Origin of the sequence: Amycolatopsis sp. NPDC047767 (assembly GCF_040704195.1) — a bacterium.
In the GTDB taxonomy this organism is placed as follows: Bacteria; Actinomycetota; Actinomycetes; order Mycobacteriales; family Pseudonocardiaceae; genus Amycolatopsis.
Genome location: NZ_JBEYSJ010000002.1, coordinates 321,735 through 341,219, shown reverse-complemented (window position 1 = coordinate 341,219; position 19,485 = coordinate 321,735). Strand labels below are relative to the sequence as shown.

17 protein-coding genes are annotated in these 19,485 nt (G+C 73.1%); 7 read left to right on the top strand and 10 right to left on the bottom strand.

The features are described from left to right. Nucleotides 1-109: 109 nt before the first annotated feature. The gene (locus tag AB0878_RS04770) at nt 110-1,252 is read right to left on the bottom strand and encodes a serine hydrolase domain-containing protein (protein ID WP_366576527.1); all 1,143 of its coding nucleotides are present in this window, start codon (nt 1,250-1,252) and stop codon (nt 110-112) included. A gap of 104 nt (nt 1,253-1,356) precedes the next feature. On the opposite strand from AB0878_RS04770, the gene AB0878_RS04765 reads away from it, so the two are divergent. After that, entirely contained in the window at nt 1,357-2,196 is an 840-nt protein-coding gene (locus AB0878_RS04765; protein WP_366576525.1) for an alpha/beta hydrolase, read from the top strand. Nucleotides 2,197-2,226: 30 nt separating this feature from the next. Here AB0878_RS04765 and AB0878_RS04760 read toward each other — a convergent pair whose 3' ends face one another. Together AB0878_RS04760 and AB0878_RS04755 are read right to left on the bottom strand one after the other, a co-directional pair. Then, nucleotides 2,227-2,733 carry a hypothetical protein gene (locus AB0878_RS04760; RefSeq protein ID WP_366576523.1) on the bottom strand — a complete coding sequence of 169 codons (507 nt, stop codon included), beginning with the start codon at nt 2,731-2,733 and terminating at the stop codon, nt 2,227-2,229. 136 nt (nt 2,734-2,869) lie between these two features. Further along, complete coding sequence (locus tag AB0878_RS04755) at nt 2,870-3,250, bottom strand: hypothetical protein (protein WP_366576521.1); 381 nt, start codon at nt 3,248-3,250, stop codon at nt 2,870-2,872. 60 nt (nt 3,251-3,310) lie between these two features. Between AB0878_RS04755 and AB0878_RS04750 the strand changes: the two genes are divergently transcribed. Then, on the top strand, nt 3,311-3,916 hold the full coding sequence (locus tag AB0878_RS04750) for a hypothetical protein (RefSeq protein WP_366576519.1): 606 nt from the start codon (nt 3,311-3,313) through the stop codon (nt 3,914-3,916). Nucleotides 3,917-3,920: 4 nt separating this feature from the next. Continuing rightward, a complete protein-coding gene (locus tag AB0878_RS04745) occupies nt 3,921-5,060 on the top strand; it encodes a hypothetical protein (RefSeq protein ID WP_366576517.1) in 1,140 nt (379 codons plus the stop codon). On the opposite strand, the gene AB0878_RS04740 is transcribed toward AB0878_RS04745, so the two are convergent. Continuing rightward, nucleotides 4,978-5,979 carry a DMT family transporter gene (locus AB0878_RS04740; protein ID WP_366576515.1) on the bottom strand — a complete coding sequence of 334 codons (1,002 nt, stop codon included), beginning with the start codon at nt 5,977-5,979 and terminating at the stop codon, nt 4,978-4,980. The two genes, AB0878_RS04745 and AB0878_RS04740, sit on opposite strands and share 83 nt — an antisense overlap. 73 nt (nt 5,980-6,052) lie before the next feature. Between AB0878_RS04740 and AB0878_RS04735 the strand changes: the two genes are divergently transcribed. Further along, the gene (locus tag AB0878_RS04735; RefSeq protein WP_366576513.1) at nt 6,053-6,976 is read left to right on the top strand and encodes a LysR family transcriptional regulator; all 924 of its coding nucleotides are present in this window, start codon (nt 6,053-6,055) and stop codon (nt 6,974-6,976) included. A gap of 598 nt (nt 6,977-7,574) precedes the next feature. On the opposite strand, the gene AB0878_RS04730 is transcribed toward AB0878_RS04735, so the two are convergent. The 4 genes from AB0878_RS04730 to AB0878_RS04715 all read right to left on the bottom strand — a co-directional run bounded on the left by AB0878_RS04730 (nt 7,575) and on the right by AB0878_RS04715 (nt 10,308). Next, a complete protein-coding gene (locus tag AB0878_RS04730; protein ID WP_366576511.1) occupies nt 7,575-7,868 on the bottom strand; it encodes a muconolactone Delta-isomerase family protein in 294 nt (97 codons plus the stop codon). A 97-nt stretch (nt 7,869-7,965) separates the two neighbouring features. Further along, the gene (locus tag AB0878_RS04725) at nt 7,966-8,895 is read right to left on the bottom strand and encodes a LysR family transcriptional regulator (RefSeq protein WP_366576509.1); all 930 of its coding nucleotides are present in this window, start codon (nt 8,893-8,895) and stop codon (nt 7,966-7,968) included. Between the two features lie 21 nt (nt 8,896-8,916). Next, nucleotides 8,917-9,219, bottom strand: a complete 303-nt coding sequence (locus tag AB0878_RS04720; protein WP_366576507.1) for a hypothetical protein — start codon at nt 9,217-9,219, stop codon at nt 8,917-8,919. Between the two features lie 30 nt (nt 9,220-9,249). Further along, nucleotides 9,250-10,308 (bottom strand): hypothetical protein, encoded by a 1,059-nt coding sequence (locus AB0878_RS04715; RefSeq protein ID WP_366576505.1) that lies wholly within the window; start codon nt 10,306-10,308, stop codon nt 9,250-9,252. A 92-nt stretch (nt 10,309-10,400) separates the two neighbouring features. On the opposite strand from AB0878_RS04715, the gene AB0878_RS04710 reads away from it, so the two are divergent. Continuing rightward, nucleotides 10,401-11,093 (top strand): TetR/AcrR family transcriptional regulator C-terminal domain-containing protein, encoded by a 693-nt coding sequence (locus AB0878_RS04710; protein WP_366576503.1) that lies wholly within the window; start codon nt 10,401-10,403, stop codon nt 11,091-11,093. A gap of 3 nt (nt 11,094-11,096) precedes the next feature. On the opposite strand, the gene AB0878_RS04705 is transcribed toward AB0878_RS04710, so the two are convergent. Together AB0878_RS04705 and AB0878_RS04700 are read right to left on the bottom strand one after the other, a co-directional pair. After that, nucleotides 11,097-13,397, bottom strand: coding sequence for a LuxR C-terminal-related transcriptional regulator (locus AB0878_RS04705; protein WP_366576501.1), 2,301 nt, complete (start codon nt 13,395-13,397; stop codon nt 11,097-11,099). A 182-nt stretch (nt 13,398-13,579) separates the two neighbouring features. Continuing rightward, on the bottom strand, nt 13,580-13,774 hold the full coding sequence (locus tag AB0878_RS04700; RefSeq protein ID WP_366576499.1) for a hypothetical protein: 195 nt from the start codon (nt 13,772-13,774) through the stop codon (nt 13,580-13,582). 200 nt (nt 13,775-13,974) lie between these two features. On the opposite strand from AB0878_RS04700, the gene AB0878_RS04695 reads away from it, so the two are divergent. Then, nucleotides 13,975-15,543 carry a phosphodiester glycosidase family protein gene (locus AB0878_RS04695; protein ID WP_366576497.1) on the top strand — a complete coding sequence of 523 codons (1,569 nt, stop codon included), beginning with the start codon at nt 13,975-13,977 and terminating at the stop codon, nt 15,541-15,543. A 264-nt stretch (nt 15,544-15,807) separates the two neighbouring features. Continuing rightward, nucleotides 15,808-19,440, top strand: coding sequence for a discoidin domain-containing protein (locus tag AB0878_RS04690; protein ID WP_366576495.1), 3,633 nt, complete (start codon nt 15,808-15,810; stop codon nt 19,438-19,440). The last annotated feature ends 45 nt before the right edge of the window (nt 19,441-19,485 follow it).

The window sequence follows — 19,485 nt, the reverse complement described above, 5'->3', positions numbered from 1 at the left end:
ACAGTTGCCTTCGCCGGGCCCACGCTGACGCTGCCCCACGCGGCGACCGGCGCCTCCGCACGCCGGCCGCCGCCAGTGTCCGATGTGGATAGTCAGCCGCGAAGTCCCGTCACCCCAGGCACTCGCGCAGCGCCGTGACCAGGTTGGTGGCCCGAGCGTCGCCGTGGCCGACCATGCGGTTGGCGACGTAGGCGAAGCCCACGGAGTGTTCGTCGTCGGCGAAGGAGAATTGGCCGCCGGCGCCGTCGTTGCCGAGGCTGCGCGCGCCGAGCATCGGGCGGAAGGCCGAGTCGAGCAGGAAGCCCGAGCCCCAGCGGGCGCCCGCGTCGAAGCCGAACCAGTCCGGGCCGGAGGAGACCTCGCGGACGGCGTCGGTGACGGTCGCGGGGGACAGCAGCCGGGGGCTGCCGTCGAGGCCCGTGACGGCGGCCGCGTACAGGCCCGCGAGCCCGGTCGCCGAGGCGGTCGCCCCCGCGCCCGGCAGCTCCATGCCCAGCAGCGCCGGGTCGTTCCAGCCGTGCGGTTCGTCGAGGCCCGGGAACGCGAGTGCGCCGTTCATCGTGACGATCCGGGTCAGGATGTGCTCCGGCGGCGGCATGGGCGGGCGGCCCTCGGCCTCGGCCAGCCGGGCCCGCGCGGCCATCTCGGCCGCGGGCAGGCCGAGCCACGCGCGCAACCCGAGCGGCTCGGCGACGACCGAGCGGAAGTACGCGCCCGGCGTCTGCCCGGTGAGCCGCCGCACGAGCTCGCCGAGCAGGAACCCGAACACGTGGCCGTGGTAGGCGTACGTGGTTCCCGGTTCCCACAACGGTTTCTGCTCCTCGATCGCGCGGATCACCGGGGCCCACCGCGCGATCTGTTCGAACGGCACGGTCTCGTCCAGCACCGGCAGCCCCGCGCGGTGCCCGAGCACCATCCGCGCGGTGATGTCCGCTTTGCCCTCCGGTGCGAACTCGGGCCAGTACCGGCTGACCGGCGCGTCGAGGTGGAGCTTCCCCTCCTGCGCGAGCAGGTGCGCGCACAGGCTCACGATCGCTTTGGCACAGGAGAAAACCGGCACCACGGTTTCGCGTTCCCACACGCGTCCCGTGGCCTCGTCGGCGACGCCGCCCCACAGCTCCACGACCTTGCGGCCGCCCACGAACACCGTCACCGCGGCACCCAGTTCGGGGAACTCGGCGAAGTTGCGCGCGAACGCGTCGGCGACGGCTCCGAACCGCTCGTCGGCTTCCCCGTGGTGGGTCGTGCTCACTGTCGCGCTCCTCCGTGCTCGATGCCGACGCGCACGCTACGGCGCGAACCCCGCCCCCACCACCGAATTTGCCGCCGGTCACCCGGCGGTGCCAAGATCCGCCCATGCCGACCTTCGCCGCGCCGGACGGGACCACCCTCGCCTACCGCGTGCTCGGCGCCGGCACACCCGTCGTCTGCCTGCCGGGCGGCCCGATGCGCGACGCGGCTTACCTCGGCGACCTCGGGGGACTGGCCGCGCACCGCAGCCTGCTGGTGCTCGACCTCCGCGGCACGGGCGCGTCCGCGGAGCCCGAAGACCCCGGCACCTTTCGCTGCGACCGCCAGGTCGGCGACGTCGAGGCCCTGCGCGCGAACCTCGGCCTCGAAACCCTCGACCTGCTCGGCCACTCCGCGGGCGCGAGCCTGGCGATGCGGTACGCGGCCGCGCGGCCCCGGCGCGTCGGCCGGCTCGCGCTGATCACCCCGAGCGCCCGGTCCGTCGCCTCCGAACCGACACCCGACCGGCGACGCGAGTCGATCGCCCGCCGGGCCGCGGAACCTTGGCACGCGGCCGTCGCGGCGGCGTACGAAGAGATCGCCGCCGGGCGCGCCACGAGCGCCGCCTGGGCCGCCCTCGCCCCGATGTACTACGGCCGCTGGAACGACACGGCGAAAGCCCACCACGCCACCGAATCGGCCCAGCGCAACGCCCGCGCCGCCCGCCGCTACAACTCCGAAGGCGCCTTCGACCCGCCGCGCACCCGAGCCCAACTGGCCGCGGTCACGGCCCCGGTGCTCGTGCTCGCCGGCGAGCTCGACTGGATCACCCCGCCGGACATCGCCGCCGCCATCGCGGCGCTCTTCCCCGACGCGCACACCGTGACCCAGCACCGCGCGAGCCACTACCCGTGGATCGACGACCCGGCCGCCTTCACCGAGACTGTGGCGAAGTTCCTGTCCTGACGCGGTTCCGCGCGCCTCTCCCGCCGCCGCTCATCGCCGCTTTCGCCGTGCCGCCCGCTGCCACTCGGCGTCTTTGACGCGCAGCCCGAACGCCGCCTTCACCTCGGGCCGCTGCAGCGGCCGCAGCACGGCCTGCGCCAGAAGCAGCCACAGGAAGAGACCGACCGGTGCGGCGCCGCCGCCCGAGCCCGCCGAAAGCAGCGTGACGAGACCGCCCACCAGAAGGATCAGCCCGAACCCGAGCTCGATGCCGAACGTCGTCCACCACACCGCGGGCCGGCGACGGCCGAGCAGCACCGCGCAGACGGCCACCGCCACGGCCAGCACGGCGTCCAGCGAGGCCAGCGCGAGGACACCGCCGAGGCCGTCGGCGTCGTCGAGGCTCGTCACGAGGACCCAGACGAGCACCGACAGCGCGAGGTACAGCGTCGCCTGGGCGGCCATCGCCCACCGGGCCGAGGAGATGGCGTGGCGGATGTCTTCGTCGTCGTACCGGTACTTCGGGGCCGGCAGCTCGAAGGGACTCGGGTCGGACACGGCGGGCACCACCTCTCGGAGACGTCCGCCGAGCAAACCCCCGCGGGGCGCTTTCCGGTGGACGGCGGCAGGAACCGGCCAAGACCACCACACCCGGGCGGGACCGGTCCCGGCGTCTCCGATCAGGGCAGCCGGCTCAGCTGTCCGTGGTCTTGCTGCACGTCACCGGCTTGCCGGGCGCGGGCGAAGTCGCCTTCGCGAGCTCCCTTTGCTTGTCCAGCAGGATCCGGCACGTCAGCGTGACGTTGCCGGTCGGCGTGGCGGTGACCGAGGCGTCGCGGCCGGCGCTGATGATCACGTCCAGCTTCCACGGCAGCCCGAGCGGGCCGGTGAGCTGGTGCTGCGTCGCGTCGTCCTGGTAGCGGTCGACCGACTGCGAGTAGGTGATCCCGCTCGTGGTCCCGCTGCCGGTGACCTCGTAGCTGATGGCCCACGACTTCCCGGTGGGGTTGGTGCAGGCGACGAGACCGAGGAGCGCGGCGGGCACGAGCGCCGCGGAGAGAGCCTTCTTGATCACGCGGCGACTGTACTGGGTGTCCGGTTCGCCCGCCGCGCAGGAGAAGGGCAGGATCGGGGTATGACGGCGCTGACGACGACCAGACGATCCCTGCACGGTGTGGCCGAGCTGCTGCTCGCCGGACCCCAGTTCCGCACGTCCGAGCGCATCGAGCTGCGCGTGGTCGGCGAGGGGTTCGCGACGATCGCCGAGCCCGACCTGGTGGTGGAAGGAACCCGGCTGCGGACGCCGACCGCGGCCGTCGAGCTGCCCGGCCGCACCTACCGCGAGGTGGCCGCGTCGATCGGGGTGGAGCCCAGCGACCTCGCCGACGTCTACTCCGACGGGCCGGCCGTGGGACCCGACGAGACGATCGAGCTCGACGCCGCCGCGGTGGCCACCCTGCTGTCGGCCTTCGCCGCCGGCGACCGGGCCCTGCGGGAGTTCGCGCCGGACGAGACCCCGGTGCTGTGGCCGGAACACTTCGACGTCGCGATCACGCTCGGCGCCGTCAACTACGGCGTCTCACCCGGCGACGGGTACCTGGCCGAGCCGTACGCCTACGTCGGCCCGCACGAGCCGCGCCAGGGCCAGTTCTGGAACGCGCCGTTCGGCGCCGCGCACCCGGTGCGGGAGCTCGGCGACCTCCTCGCGTTCTTCCGCGAAGGCCAGGCGCTCGCGGGATGACCGCGTGTCGCTGACCTCGGAGCTGGCCGACCCGGCGAGCGTCCTCACGTCCTGGTGCGCCCGGGTGTTCACCGGCACGCCCGCCGCGGCGGCCCGGGTGGAGGCGGCGGTGCAGGACGTGCGGCCGGTCCGCCCGGCCGCCCGCGACGTCCCGCGCCGGCACTGGGCCGAGATCGGGGGCGCGTTCGGCCAGCGCGTGGCCGATCTCGTGCAGCCGGCGCCGCCGTACTACGCGCTGCTCGGGCTCGTCGGCGCGCAGTGGGCCACCGGGGCGTGGGCGCACGCGCAGGCCGCCGAGTACCCGACGCACCGGGGGTTGCCGCCGGAGTTCCGCGCCCGTGCGCTCGGCGTGCGGCCCGCCGCGACGACGTGGCTGGATCTCGGCGACCGGCTCGGCGGCGCGGTGGCCGAGCCGCTGCCCGGCGTCGCCGGGGCATGGGCGGAGTTCTTCGACCGCGCTCGCGCGTACCAAGATCGTTACGCACCACCGGGAACGCTGGGCTCGCCCGGTGTGGAGGCCGGCCTGGCGCGCACGAACTTCGTGGTCTCGGCGTGTGAGGACGTCTACCGCGCGGGCGGGATCGACCCGGGGCTGGCGCGGATCGTCGACGGCGGTGGCGCGAGCGTCGACGCGCTGCGCGGGCTGGCGACGGACGAGCAGGTCTCGGAACTGGCGGAAATCGCGAAGCGGCTGCACGACCGCGGCGCTTTGTGGGAGCTGCGCCGGATGGGCGGGAACCCGCCGGACGGCGCGCAGCTCGGCATCGCCGGGCCGACGATCGTCCCCGGCTGGGCCGACGGCGACGTGCTGCTGGGCGCGATCGACCCGGCCGGCGGGATCGGCGACGGCAGCGCGACGCTGCTCGACGTGAAAACCGTGGTCGGCGTCCGTGATCCCGACCGCGTCGGCCGCTGGCTGTGGCAGCTGCTGCTCTACGCGTGGCTCGACATCGGGGACATCTACCGGATCCGCGACGTCGGGCTGCTGCTCGCGCGGCACGGCACCGTGGTGACGTGGCCGGTGGAGCAGCTCGAAGAGGAGCTGCTGGGCACGCCGGACGTCATCGAGTTCCGTCGCGACGAGGCGCGCGAGCTCGTGAGCGCCATCCTCGCGTCGGTGGGACTGGCGTTCCCGGAGAGCTGACCTCCCGCGGCGCCCGGCCGGCGAAACACACCGCTGCCACGACGACCGCGCAGCCGGCCAGCTGCAGCACCGTCGGCTCCTCGCCGAGCAGCACGATGCCGTAGCCGACGGCGCCGATCGGCTGCAGCAGCATGAGGACCGAACCCGTCGCGGACGTCATCCTCGGCAGCCCGGCGGCGATGAGCAGCCAGCCGACGACCTGGCCGACGAATGCGAGGGCCACGAGCCAGCCGAACGCGGGCCACCCCGGCGTGAAGTCGAGCCGGTGAGTGGGCACCCCGAGCGCGACGGCGACGGCGCCGGCCGAGAGCGTCGCCAGCAGCAGCGATCGGATCTGCGTCGAAGGGCCGCTGCTGAGCCGGATGAACAGCAGGTAGCCGGAGTAGCCGGCGCCGGCGGCCAGCGCGAGGAGCGCGCCGCTGAGCGGGTCGGAGCCGACGGCGCTCTTGCCGAGGAACCCGCCGCTGAGCACGATACCGACGAGCAGCACCGGTGCCGTGAGCAGGAAGCGGCGGCCGGGGGGTTCGGAGAGGAACAGCAACGCCAGCAGCGGCACGACCACGACCTGCACGCCGAGCAGCACCGTCGCGATCCCGGCGCCGACGCGCGGGATCGACTCGCCCCACAGCACGAAGTCGAGGCCGAGACCGATTCCGCCCAGCAACGGGAAAAGGATCTTCGGCCGCACGCCCGTGCGCCGCCACTCCCAGAAGGCGAGCGCGGCCAGCACGGGGAGCGAGAGCAGGCACCGCCAGAACGAGCTCGTGGAGCCGCTCGTGCCCGACACCTTGATGAACACCGACGACAACGCGATGCAGAGGCTGCCGGCCGCGGCGAGCAGGCGCGGGTCGATCCGTTCGGTGAGAACGGTGATCGGCCCGGCCGCCGGGGAACGGGACGGGAGCTCGGTCGTGGTCACCCCTTCAGCCTGCGGTGCGCGACTGTCAAGGACAAGCGAATGTTCCTGAGCGGAATTCGGTAGCATCACTACCGTGTTCAGCCTGGATCGCATGCGCGCCCTGCACGCGGTCGCCCAGCACGGCTCGGTGGCCGCGGCGGCCGCGTCACTGCACGTCACGCCGTCCGGGGTGTCGCAGCAGCTCGCGAAGCTGGAACGCGAGGCCGGCCAGGCGCTGCTCGAACCCCGCGGCCGCGGCGTGCGCCTGACGCGCGCGGGCCAGGTGCTCGCCGGGCACGCCGGCCGGATCCTGGCCCAGGTCGCGCAGGCGCGGTCGGATCTGGAGCTGCTCAACGAGGACGTGCTCGGCCCGCTGCGCCTCGGCGCCATCCCGACGACGATCCACGCCCTTCTGCCGCCGGCCCTCGCGACGCTCGCCGCCCAGCACCCGCGCCTCGAGGTGACGCTGCGCGAGGGCGAGGCCGAGCAGACCCTGCCCCAGGTCGTGGCGGGCGACCTCGACATCGCCGTGGCCGAGAGCTGGGCGGACCGCCCCACGGTGCTCCCGCCGACGGTCACCGCCACCACGCTCTTCTCCGACGTCGCCGACCTCGCCCTCCCCGGCACCCACCGCCTCGCGCACCGCCGCACCGTCGACCTGGCCGAGGTCGACGACGTGCCGTGGATCGCCTGGACCGCCGGCTCGGGCTGCTACGAATGGCTCGTCCACGTCCTCCGGGCGCAACAGCTGGAGCCCCGGATCAGCTGCACGGTCGGCGGCTATCCGACGCAGCTGGCCCTGGTCGCCGGCAACGCGGGCGCGGCTCTGGTACCGCGCCTGGCCCGCGGCACACCGCCGGCCGGCGTACGCATCCTCACCACCCGCCCGGCGTTGTCCCGCACGATCATCGCGGTCTGCCGCGCGGGCGAGGAGGAACACAGCGGCATCCGGGCGGCACTGGACGCGCTGCTGGCCGCTTCGGCCCGCTTCGCAACGGGCGCGCAGCCGGTCCGCTGACGCGGGACCTTCGTGGTGAAGGTGCGGTGTCGAGAGTCGTTCGCTGGGCCGTCGCCGAAGGCGGCTTGCGGCGGCTTGGCTTGTGGGGAGTCAGTGCGGGCGGTGCGCTGGGCGTGGGTTCGGTTGACGCGGGACTTTCGTGGTGAAGGTGCGGTGCTGAGAGGGGCTCGCAGGACCGCCGCCGAGCGCAGTTCGTGGCGGCCTGGCTTGTGGGGAGTCAGTGCGTGCGGTGGGCCGGGCGTGGGTTCGGTTGGCGCGGGATTTCGTGGTGAAGGTGCGGTGCCGAGAGAGTCGTTCGCTGGGGCCGTCGCCGAAGGCGGTTTGCGGCGGCTTCGTTTGTGGGGAGTCGGCGCGGGCGGTGCGCTGGGCGTGGGTTCGGTTGGCGCGGGATTTCGTGGTGAAGGTGCGGTGCCGAGAGAGTCGTTCGCTGGGGCCGTCGCCGAAGGCGGCTTGCGGCAGCGTCGCTTGTGGGGAGCCAGTGCGTGCGGTGGGCCGGGCGTGGATCCGTCGGCGCGCGCCGGGCGGGATCCGATCCGGTCCCGGACCTTCCGCGCAAAGCGGGTCGCCGCCACCGGTGGCGGCGCGTAGGTCTCGGGATTCAGGCCTGCGGCCCCGGGTCGTTGGGATGCGGTTCGAGCGCCGTGATCTCGAACGTCATCCAGTCGCGCAGTGGGAGGGTGCCCAGGACGTCGGTGCGGAGGGCGGCTTCGGTGTCGGCGCGCCAGATGCCGATGCTGCGCAGCTCGCCGACCGGGCGCCACAGGCGGCCGAGGTGGCCGGTGGCGGCGAGCTCGCGGGCGCGCGCGGCTTCGGCGGTGCGGCGGCGGTCGACCTCGGCGGGGTCGGTGCCGTCGGGGATGGTGGTGGTGATGCGGACCAGGAACTCCTGCATGGTGGCCTCCTCGGGATGCCGTTGCGGCAAGGAGATCCTGCGCCCCGCCGGGCGGCGGGCGCCACGACCGGATCCCTCGGACGTCGGAGGCCGCGGCTCACACGGGGTCGGGCGTGCGGCGGGCGTACGGGTCGGTCGCGGGCACCCACGTCGAGTCGTCCAGGCCGAAGGTGCCGAGGTCCGCGGTGAGGGCGTCGACGACGGCGCGCACGGAAGCGCGGGTGTCGTCGCGGCGGGTGACGAGCGACCAGGTCCAGCACGGCGTCGGGGAGACGATGGGGCGGCGCACCAGGTCCGGTGGCAGGGGAGTCGTCTGGCCCTTCGGCGAGTTGACCACGGGCCGGCGCAGGCGGCGGACGTGCTCGAAGAACGCCGGGCCGGTGATACCCCCGTCGTCGGTCCGCTCGACGGTGGCGCCGGTGTCGCGCGCGAACTGGCCGGCGTAGAGGTTCCACGACGACCAGCTGAGCGTGTCCGAGTCGACCAGCACCACCACGTCCTTCGCCGCCACGGGTGCGGTGTCGGTGCCGGTGGACACGGCGTAGAGGTGGTCGGCGCCGATGAGGCGCGCGGTGAGGTCCTGGTCGGCGAGGTCGGGCGTCTGCACCCAGCAGATGGCCAGGTCGATGCTGCCGTCGGCGACGCGCCCGGCCTGCGCGTGCGAAGGCAGTACCCACGCGTCGACCTGCACGCGGGCGACGCCGGCGGTGCGTTCGACGAGGTCGGCGGGCCGCCAGTTCACGTAGCCGAGGCGCACGGCCTCGGTGCTCGACAGCCCGGTGGCCCGGCGGCGCAGGTCGTCCGCCTGCTGCAGCAGCGCGCGGGCGCCCGGCAGCAGCGACTCGCCGATCGCGGTCAGCGCCACCGAACGGCGGTCCCGGTCGAACAGCCGCACCCCCAGGTCACGTTCGAGCGCCTTGATCTGCTGGGAGAGCGACGGTCCGGCGATGTGCAGCCGTTCCGCGGCCCGCCCGAAGTTCATCTCCTCGGCGACGGCGACGAAGTACCGCAGCTGGCGCAGTTCCACCAGCGCATCGTAGTTCCCGCGTCACGGCCCGCTGACGAACACCGGCGTGAGCGAAACGGCCAGCCGCACCGTGCCGCCGTCGAGACGCACGGACACCGGCGCACCGAAGGCGTCGACGGCGACCGCCTCGGACGCGGTCCACGGCAGCGTCACCGGGACCGGCGGCTCCTGCTCCCCGTCCACCGGATCCCGCTGGTCCCACACCACCACCAGCGGGCCGCGCCCGGCGCGCTCGGCGGCGTAGGCCGGTACCTCGGTGTCCATTCGCGACACTCGCTCGGCCCCCGCGAGCTGCTCGGCGACCAGCGAAAACGTGTCGGCCATCGGCCGCCGCACCGCCAACGACCGGCCGTGCTAGCCCAGCAGCGGCAGCTTCCCGAACAGCAGGTGCATCATCTGCAGCGGGTCGACGGGCCCGGGCACCTCCGGCGCGAGGTTCCAGTAGGCCGTGCGCCGGATCCCCGACGCGAGCGCCAGCACCGTGCGCACCACGAGCTGCCGGCAGCCGATCCGGTCGCGCAGCGCGTCGAGCTCGGGCGGGCAGCCGTCGAGGAACATCTGCAGCCGCGGCGGCAGCTCGGCCATCCGCGCGTACAGCGCCCGCATCGCGGCGCGCTCTGGCGTCTCCTGGGTCGCGCGCTCCTGCAGCTCGCCGGTGCTCTGCGTGGCGGGCGCGTCGGCGAACGCGCTCAGGAAGGCCTGCTGCATCACCGGTTCCAGCTCCGGGAACTCGAACGGCACCGGCCCGCCGTGCTCGCCCGCCACGATCGGCTTGGGCTCGCCGTACGCGGCCATCATCTCGCGCGCAGTGTCCACATAGGATGGAACTGCCGACGGATCACCGTAGAGGTGCACGCTGAACACGTCGAAGTGCTCGCGCCCCGCCGACACGAGGTGGTCGAAGAACTTCCGCGGCTCACTGCCGGGTTCGCTCGAGAACACGACGTACCCGCACCCGCCGAGCACCACCAGCGCGGCCGGATCGACCTCCTTCACCCCGTCGTGCAGCACCTTCAGCTGCCCGACGTACTCCTCGGCCGTGCCGGCCCACAGCAGCCCGGTGTTGCTCGGTTCGTTGTCGCACTGCCAGAAGTGGACCCGGCCCGCGCACCGCCGCACCAGCTCCCTCGCGAACCGCCCGTAGGTGGCCGGGTCGTGCGCCGGCGAAGGCGGCAGGAAGTCTGTCGGCACCTTCGTCGCCCACGGTGAGCTGGAACAGACGGTCAGCCACACCTCCTCGTCGCCGTCGAGCTGGGCCAGCAGGGCGTCGACCGCCGTCCAGTCGTACTCGCCGGGCCGCGGCTCGACCTGGCTCCAGAACACGTACGCGCGCAGCAGCCCGGCGCCGAGCGCGCGCGCATGCGGCACGAACTCACCGGGCTCGCCGAACAGCCCGTAACTGATGCCCCGCACCACACCCAGCCGGACACCGGCAGTACTTCGGTCACCGCATCCCCTTGAAAGTTTCACTGATAAACTCAAACTATATGCGATAAACTCAGCGCATGCCAGCAGAGCCCCCGTTGATCTGGACGCTGCCCCCGCCTCCGCCGCGCCAGCGCTCCCTCGGCCGCGAAGCGATCGTCGCCGCGGCGATCGCCCTGGCCGACGAAGGCGCCGCGGTCACCATGAAGTCCGTGGCCGGCCGGCTCGGCCCCTACACGTCGATGGCGCTCTACCGCTACGTCCACAGCCGCGAAGGCCTCAGCGACCTCATGCTCGACGCGGCCGTCGCCGAGGTCCCCGTGCCCGCCGCCCCCGGTGGCAACTGGCGCGAAGACCTCCGCGCCCTCGCGCTGGACACGCGCGGCATGCTCAAGCGTCACCCGTGGTGCGCGCTGCTCGCCCACACCCGCCCGCCGGCCGGCCCGCACCTCATGCGGCGCCTCGAGTTCATGCTCGCCGTCCTGACCGCGCGCGGCGCCACGCTGCCCGACGCGATGACCTACGCCGCGCTGATCGACCGCCACGTCCTCGGCAGCGGCGCGCAGGAAGCCGAGGAAGCGCGCCACGAACCCACCGGCGAAGCCTTCACCGAGGCACTGGCGTCGGTGCGCGACCTCGCCGCCGCCGACCCCGCCGTGCCCCTGCTCACCGCGTGGCTCACGAAGCCGGCCGGCCCGCCCCGCGACGTCCAGTTCGACCTCGGCCTGGGGTTCCTCCTGGACGGCATCGAGTCCCGGCTGCCCGGGCGGTGACGCTCAGCCGCGCCGTTGCGCGAGCCACGCCGGGATCCGGCTGCGCGAGCTGAAGCCCAGCTTGCCGAGGATGTGGTCCACATGGGACTCGACCGTGCGGCGGCTGATCACCAGCCGTTGCGCGATCTCCTTGTTGGTCAGCCCCTCGGCGACGAGCTCGGCCACCTCGAGCTCGCGGCTCGTGAGCTCGGGCTCCGAGGTGTCCCGGACGGGCGCGACCGGCGCGGGAGGGGCGACGGTCTCACCGAGCAGGTGGGCGAGGGCGGCCTCGAAATTCGTCGAAGCCTCGGCGCCACGCTTGAACGCCGTGCGATACCGGGCGTTCCCGAGGGATTCGCGGACCGCCTGTTCACACGCCGCGTGCTGGTCGAGCAGACGGCGCATCCCGAGCATCGCCTTGCCGCCGGTCAGCGGCCACACGCGGTGGGCCACCCCGAGGCGCTCGGCCGCGAGCTCCGTCCGGCCGGTTGCGGCCGCGGTCCACGACAGCAGCTCCACCGACAGCGCCGCATTGAGGATGTCGTTGAACAGGCGCGCCGTGCGAATTCCGCGCAGCAGCCCCGTTTCCGCCGCGTCATGCTCGCCGAGCATCCACTGCGCGAGCGAACGCGAATACAGCAGGTGCGTGCGGGCGCGCAGCTCACCGGTCGCATCGCACGCGGCCAGGCCGTCGTCCGCGACTCCGACCGCCGTTGCCGGGTCACCACCCCACGCCTCGGACTGCGCCACCGTGCCCAGGCTGAGCACTTTGATGCTGGTGTAGCCGGGGATGCCGGCGAAGCGGTCGTGGGCTTTCCGGAACACCGTGGTGGCCGTCGGGAAATCTCCTTCCAGGAAGTGGCACGCCGCCGTCAGCATTTCCGTGTAGCCGAGCACGACCTCGTCGCCGTTGCGGCGGCCCCAGTCCTCGGCTTCACGGATCAGCGGCAGCGCGGCGCGGGGTTCGCCCATGAGACAGGCGGCGTACGCGCTGATCCACAGCGCCCGAGCGCGGTCGCGGCTCGGTTCGGGGTTCACGTCGAGCGCCCGCGCGAGCCACAGCCGGCCTTCGGTGAGGTGGCCGCACTGCAGCCAGAAGAAGTGCAGGGTCACCACCAGGTCGAGGCCGGCCGCGTACCGAGCGGGGGTGCCCAGGTCGTGATCGAGCGCGGTGCGCAGGTTCGCGTGGTCGCGCAGCACCGTCGCGTACACCTCGACCTGGTCGGCTCCGGAGTCCCAGTCGGTCTGGGCGCGCTGGGCCAGGCGCTGGAAGTACTCGCTGTGCCGGTTGCGCATCGCTGCTTCGCCGCCCGCCTCGGCCAGCTTCTGCCGGCCGTACTCGCGGATCGTCGTCAGGAGGCGGAAGCGGGTCGGCGCCCGGTCGGCCGAGGTCTGCACGATGGACTTGTCCACGAGCCCCGCCACCAGGCCGAGCACGTCGCCGGGGTCGATGCCGTCTCCGGAGCACACCTCCTCGGCCGCCGCGAGGTGCAACCCGCCGGTGAACACCGCGAGACGCGTCCACAGCACCCGCTGACGCGGTGTGCACAGCAGGTAGCTCCAGTCGATCGTGCTCATCAGCGACTTCTGCCGTTGCGGCGCGACCGGGTTGGGGCTCAGCAGCTGGAAAGTGTCGTCGAGCCGGTCCAGGAGCTCGTCGATCGCCAGGGTGCGCAGCCACACGGCGGCCAGCTCGAGCGCCAGCGGCAGCCCGTCGAGCCGGCGGCACACCTCGACGACGATGGACCAGTTGTGGCTGTCGAGGGCGAACCGGCTGGACACGGCGGTTGCGCGTTCGGTGAACAGCGTCACCGCGTCGAGCCCGACGGCACCGGCGAGGTCGTGGACTTCCGGCACCGCCAGCGGCGCCACGGCGTACACGTGTTCGCCCTGGACACCCAGCACGTGCCTGCTGGTGGCGAGGATCCGGAGGTCCGGCGCCGCGGCGAGGAGGTCGCGCGCGAGCCGTGCGCACGCCTCGACGAGGTGTTCGCAGCAGTCGAGCACCAGCAGCGGGCTCTTGTCGCGCAGGTACTCGGCGAGCCGGCGCGGCGGGTCCTCGTCGGCGTCGCGGATCCCGAACGCCGCGCCGACCGTCTGGGCGAGCAGCGCGGGATCGTGGAGGTCGCCCAGCTCGATCAGCCAGACGTCGTCGGGGAACGTGTGTGCCACCTGGTCGGCGACGCGGAGGGCGAGTCGGGTCTTGCCGACGCCGCCGGCCCCGGTGAGCGTGACGAGCCGTCCCGCGGACAGCAGTCTGCGGACCTCGACCAGTTCGCGCTGCCGGCCGATGAAGCTGGTCAGCTCTGCGGGCAGCGTCCCCATCGAGACCACCTCCACGAGTTGTGAGAGTACGTCTCGCGGTGGCCGATGTCAGGTTGTTCCGTTTTATCCGGGCAGCACCGAACCCCGTACCACGGTGCGGCGCGGGTACGGGGGTTCGGCGGGTCGGCTCACTCGATCGGGGGCGAGAGTGAGGACCTCCTTTCCGCGGGGGCGCTTTTCTTTCAGGCAGCCAGATCCGATGCGGGCGGTCTGGTGTCCGGTGCGGGGGAGTGCAACGCCTCCCGGTCGCGCCCGGCCGGCTCGCAGCCGGGGCGCCAGGTGCCGACGTGCGTCCACTGCCGGCCCCACCAGTGGCTGATGAGGACGGTGGACCGGAAGCAGACCGGGCACGGCTGGCGAAGCGAGTCGATCGCCATGGGGACCTCCGTGTCGGTGGTGCTTCTTGTCCTTCAAGACTCGCGGCTCGGCGCGGCCCGCACATCGGAAGTCCTACGGAGAAACTACGTACGTATCCGGTTCGGCAGAGTTCACCGCCGCTCCAGCCGCCGGACAGGTCCGGGTCGACGGCGCCGGGTGGACTCACCCGGATCCGCTTGAGGCAAGGGAGAAACCCACAGTGTTCACCTCGTCACGCGCCCGGCGCGTGCTCGCGGCAGCCGTCGTCGTCGCAGGGACGGCGGCGGTGGTCACGCCGGCCGCCGACGCGTCGGTGCCCGGTCCCGCCGGCTACACCTGGACCACCGACGTGGTTGCGCCGGGCGTCACCGTCCTCACCGGCGTGCTGAGCCGCACGGCCCACCCTCCGTTCTGGACGGTCACGATCACCGCGCCGGCCCGGAACATCCTCACCGGCGCCGCGACGACGGCCGAGCTCGGCACGGCGGCCTGGGCGCGCGACACCGCCGCCAAGCTGGCCGCGGCGGGCGACCCGGCGCGGCAGGACACCGTCCGCTGGCCCGGTTTCTCCGACACCCCGCACGGCGTCGAGGGCGTGCGCGTGCGCACCGGCTCCTACCCGGCGCAGGCCGCGGCCACCGCTGCGGCGACGACGCTGAAGGCGGCCGGGTTCAGCGCCGTGGCGGAGTGGACGGGCTACGACGCCGACCAGGCGCCCGACGCCGAACGCGTCCACGTCGCCGTGATCGACCGCGACCGCTTCCACGGCAGCATCGAGGCGACGCACGACGGCACGGTGGCGCAGCGGGAAACCACGTCGTCGATCGCGGCGAAGACGGGCGCGCTGGTGGCCGTGAACGGCGGGTTCTTCGTGACCGCCGACGCCGACGGGTTCCAGGGCGTGCCCGCCGGGCTCGCCGCCTACGACGGCAAGCTCGAGTCGCAGTCGTCCGGCGCCCGCGCGGCGCTGGTGCTCGGCCGCCGCGGCGACGTGTCCATCGAGAACGTGACGTCCACGGTGACCCTGGGCTCCGGCGCGGCGACCCACCCGGTCGAAGGCGTGAACCGCAAGCCCGGTGTCGTGCGCGACTGCGGCCGGCCCGGCCTGACGCCGACCACGAAGCCCCGGCAGGACTTCACCTGCACCACAGCCGACGACCTCGTGCTCTTCACCGGCGAGTTCGGCGCCGCCCTGCCGGCCGGCCCGGGCACGCAGGTCACCCTCGGCCGCGACGGCCGTGTGCTCACCGTGGGCGCGCGTGGTGGCGCGGTGCCCGCCGGCGGTTCCGCCGTGCAGGGCATCGGCGCGGCCGCCGGCTGGCTCACCGCCCACGCCGTCGCCGGCCGCAAGCTGACCGTCGACGAGCGCGTGCGCACCGCGTCGGGCCGGCCGGTCGACCTCCGCGCGGGCGACGGCATCGTCAGCGCGGCGCCGATGCTGCTGCGCAACGGCCGCCAGGCCATCGACGCCGCCACCGAGGGTGTGCTCGACCCGAAGGACCTGTCGTTCGGGTACGCCTGGGCCGAGCAGCGCCAGCCGCGCACGATGGCCGGGCTCGACGCGCAGGGCCGCTTGCTGCTCGTGACGGTCGACGGCCGGCAGCCCGGCGTCAGCGAAGGCGTCACGATCGAGGAAGGCGCGCAGCTGATGCGCAGCCTCGGCGCGGTCGACGCGCTCAACCTCGACGGCGGTGGCTCCACCGCGATGGCCGTCGCGGGACAGCTCGTGAACCACCCGTCGGACGCCACGGGCGAGCGCCCGATCGGCGACGCGGTGCTCGTGCGCTGACCCGTCCGGCCGGGCGCGTCCGATCCACCCGGACGCGCCCGGCCGGACAAACCGGGCACCTCGGCTTCCCTTGCGGTTCTTGACCGGCGGCGCCCTCCCGGCGTCCGACATCGATGTCATCTCGGCCGATTCTTGTCTCTCTTGTCTTCTTGACGGGCGGGTGAGCGGCCGGGAAGCTTCCTGGCAACGTTGTCACCCGTCGACGTCGACGCCTGCGGTCCCCGCGTCACGAGGACGGGTTTTGTCTCGAGACCGGGAGATCCCATGACGTTGGACCAGAGCGGCGCGCCGGGCGCGGATTCGGCACTGTCGCGCCGGGGCGTGCTGGCCGCCGGCACCGGGTTGCTGGCCGGGTTCGGCCTGACGGCGGTGCTGCCGGGCGTGGCCTCGGCGGCGCCCGCTTCCCCCGCGGTCGCCGACGGGCACAGCTCGACCGACCTGGCGCTGTTCCGCCCGGTGCAGGTGTCCTCCACCGACTACGCGGCCACCCCGGCCGAGTTCGCGGTGGACGGCCTCGCGCAGGTCGGCGTGCAGGGCTCCGGCTGGCGCGCGGCCGGGAGCGGCTCGCAGTGGATCATCGTGGACCTGCAGGGCCGCTGCCAGGTCGACTCCGTGGTGCTCACGTTCGAGGCCCGCCCGGGCGACCCTGCGTTCGACCCGGCCGCCTCGCGCAGCAACACCAAGGGCACCGAGGTCCAGTCGAGCTACGCGACCGTGTTCGACCTCGACGTCTCCCAGGACGGCAAGGCCTGGCGCACCGTCTACAGCACCGCGCAGGGCACCGGCGGCGTGGTGACCATCCCGCTGAAGCCGGCCGTCGCCGCGCGCTGGGTCCGCCTCACGAGCTCCGCCGGGTCGACCACTAACCCGTTGGGGCTCAACGGGTTCCAGGTCTACGGCACCACCCGCGACAACCGACCGGCCGTGCGCGGCTGGACGTCGTTCCCCGTGCGCGGCCACGACAACCCGCCGGCGCTGGCGGTGGCCGCCGACGGCTCCGTGCCGCTGGAGTCCGGCTGGGTCCTCACCATGCAGGACTGGGCGCCGAGCACCGACGGCGCCGTCCTGTCCGGCACCGCGGTCGACACGCGCGGCTGGCTGCCGGCGTCCGTGCCGGGCACGGTGCTCGGCTCGCTCGTGGAGCAGGGGCAGCTGCCCGACCCGGTCAAGGGCATGGGCAACATGCACATCCCCGAGGCCCTTTCGCGGCACTCCTGGTGGTACCGCCGCACGTTCTCCGTGCCGCGCGGCCTCGACACCTCGGCGGGCCGGCACGTGTGGCTCGAGTTCGACGGCGTCAACCACGAGGCCGACATCTGGCTCAACGGCGCCCACGTCGGCAACCTGGCGCACCCGTTCGGCCGGGCCGCCCTCGACGTCACGGCGGCGCTGCGCCGCACCGGCGACCAGAACGTCGCGGTGAAGATCGCGCCGATGCCGTTTCCCGGCAGCCCGGGCGACAAGGGCCCGGCCGGGCAGTCCTTCGTGGACGCGGGCGGCACGATGTTCGCGAACTCGCCCACGCTCGTCGCGGTGTCCGGCTGGGACTGGATGCCCGCGGTGCGCGACCGCGCGTCCGGCATCTGGAACCACGTCCGGCTGCGCTCGACCGGCGCGATCGTGGTGGGCGACGCCCGCGTGGACACGAAACTGCCCAACCTGCCCGCGACCGACGTCGCGGAGGTGACCATCACGGTCCCCGTCCGCAACGCCGGTTCGGTGGCCCAGCGCGTGAAGGTCACCGCGGCGTTCGACGGGATCTCGGTGTCGAGCACCGTCACCGTCGCGCCGGGTGCGGAGGGCGCGGCCGTCTTCGCGCCGTCCGATTTCCCGCAGCTGCGGATCAAGAACCCGAAGCTGTGGTGGCCCAACGGCTACGGCGACGCGACGCTGCACGATCTCACGGTGACCGCGGCCATCGGCTCCGCGGTGAGCGACCGCAAGAGCCTCAAGTTCGGCATCCGCCAGATCACCTACACCTACGACCAGCCGATCGTGCCCGTCGACGGTGTCGCCTCCCAGACCGTGGACCTCGCGCCCCAGCAGGCGCGCTACGTCCGGGTGCAGTGCGACAAACGCGCCACCGGCTGGGGGTTCTCGCTCTGGACGATGTCCGTGGTGGACAGTGCGAACGCCGGCACCGACCTGGCCCAGGGCAAGACGGGCACCAGCTCCACGGTCGCCGACGGCAATCCGCCGCAGAACGCGTTCGACGGCGACCCGAAGACCCGCTGGACCTCGGAGTACGCCGACAACCAGTGGCTGCAGGTCGACCTCGGCGCCACGACGTCGTTCGACCGCGTCGTGCTGGCGTGGGAAACCGCGTACGCGCAGACGTTCCGCATCCAGGTCTCGGCCGACGGCGACAGCTGGACCGACGTGACGTCGGTGGACAACTCCGCGAAGCCACTGACGTTCATCGTCAACGGGGTCAAGGTGTTCTGCCGCGGCGGCAGCTGGGGCTGGGACGAGCTGCTGCGCCGGATGCCGCCGGAGCGCGTGGACAACGTCGTGGCGATGCACCGCGACATGAACTTCACCATGCTGCGCAACTGGATCGGCTCCTCCTACCGCGAAGAGCTGTTCGAGGCGTGCGACCGGTACGGAATCCTCGTGTGGACGGAGTTCTGGGACGGGTTCTCCACCGACCCGGCCAACCACGACATCTTCCTGGCCCAGGCCAAGGACACCGTGCTGCGCTACCGCTCCCACCCGTCGGTCGCGGTGTGGTTCGGCTGCAACGAGGGCACCCCGCCGGCCGTGATCGACCAGGCGCTGCGCGCGATCGTCACGGAGAACACGGACCTGCTGTACCAGAGCAACTCCGCCGGCGGCGTGATCACCGGCGACGGCCCGTACCGCTGGCTCGACCCGAAGCAGTACTTCACGGGTGAGGCGACGGGCGGCAAGGCCGGGTTCTGGAGCGAGATCGGCATTCCCACCGTGTCCGTGGTGGAGAGCATGCGCAACCTCGTCGGTGACGGCGACCCAGGCTGGCCGATCGGCGCGCCGTGGTTTCTGCACGACTGGTCCACGCAGGGCAACCAGTCGCCGCAGACCTACCTCGCGGCGATCGACGCGCGGCTCGCGCCCTCGTCGAGCCTGGAGGAGTTCTGCCGCAAGGCGCAGTTCGTGAACTTCGAGAGCATGCGCGCGATCTTCGAGGCGTGGAACTCGAAGCTGTGGAACGACGCCACCGGCGTGCTGCTGTGGATGTCGCACCCGGCCTGGCACAGCACGGTGTGGCAGACCTACGACTACGACCTCGACGTGAACGGCAGCTACTACGGCTCCCGCAAGGGCTGCGAGGCCCGCCACGTGCAGGCGGATCTCACGACCTGGCAGGTGCGCGCGATCAACCACACCCCCGACGCCATGAGCGGCATGACCGTCACCGCGCAGCTGCACGGGCTCGACGGCAAGCCGCTGGGCGCGGCGCAGACGCAGAAGGTCGACGTGGCCCCGATCTCGGGCACGGCCGCGTTCACGGTGCCGTTCGGCGCGGACCTGCCGGCGCTGCACCTGCTGCGCCTGACGATGACGGACTCGCACGGCGCCGTCGTCTCGGAGAACACCTACTGGCGCTACCAGGCGGACACGGCGATGCGCGCGCTCAACCAGCTCGGGCGCACGCAGCTGTCGACGAGCCTTCGCCCGGCGGGCAAGGACGGTTACACCGCGACGATCCGCAACACGGGCAAGACCGTGGCCGCGATGGTGCGGCTGTCGCTGCGCGAGAACAACGGCAAGGACCGCGTGCTGCCGACGATCTACGGCGACAACTACTTCTGGCTGCTGCCAGGGGAGTCCCGCACGGTCACGGTCGCGCCGCGGCGCTCCGTCAAGTCCCCGCGGCTGTCGGTGGAGGCGTACAACGTGCCGGCCAAGCTGAGCTGACTCCCGGTTGCCGGGGCCTGTCCGCGAGGCGGCCCCGGCAACCGG

Coding starts and splice junctions, on each gene's coding strand:
- AB0878_RS04700 (WP_366576499.1), bottom strand. CDS start 13,774: ATGGCGATCGACTCGCTTCGCCAGCCGTGCCCGGTCTGCTTCCGGTCC.
- AB0878_RS04765 (WP_366576525.1), top strand. CDS start 1,357: ATGCCGACCTTCGCCGCGCCGGACGGGACCACCCTCGCCTACCGCGTG.
- AB0878_RS04705 (WP_366576501.1), bottom strand. CDS start 13,397: ATGGGGACGCTGCCCGCAGAGCTGACCAGCTTCATCGGCCGGCAGCGC.
- AB0878_RS04720 (WP_366576507.1), bottom strand. CDS start 9,219: ATGGCCGACACGTTTTCGCTGGTCGCCGAGCAGCTCGCGGGGGCCGAG.
- AB0878_RS04690 (WP_366576495.1), top strand. CDS start 15,808: ATGACGTTGGACCAGAGCGGCGCGCCGGGCGCGGATTCGGCACTGTCG.
- AB0878_RS04730 (WP_366576511.1), bottom strand. CDS start 7,868: ATGCAGGAGTTCCTGGTCCGCATCACCACCACCATCCCCGACGGCACC.
- AB0878_RS04750 (WP_366576519.1), top strand. CDS start 3,311: ATGACGGCGCTGACGACGACCAGACGATCCCTGCACGGTGTGGCCGAG.
- AB0878_RS04710 (WP_366576503.1), top strand. CDS start 10,401: ATGCCAGCAGAGCCCCCGTTGATCTGGACGCTGCCCCCGCCTCCGCCG.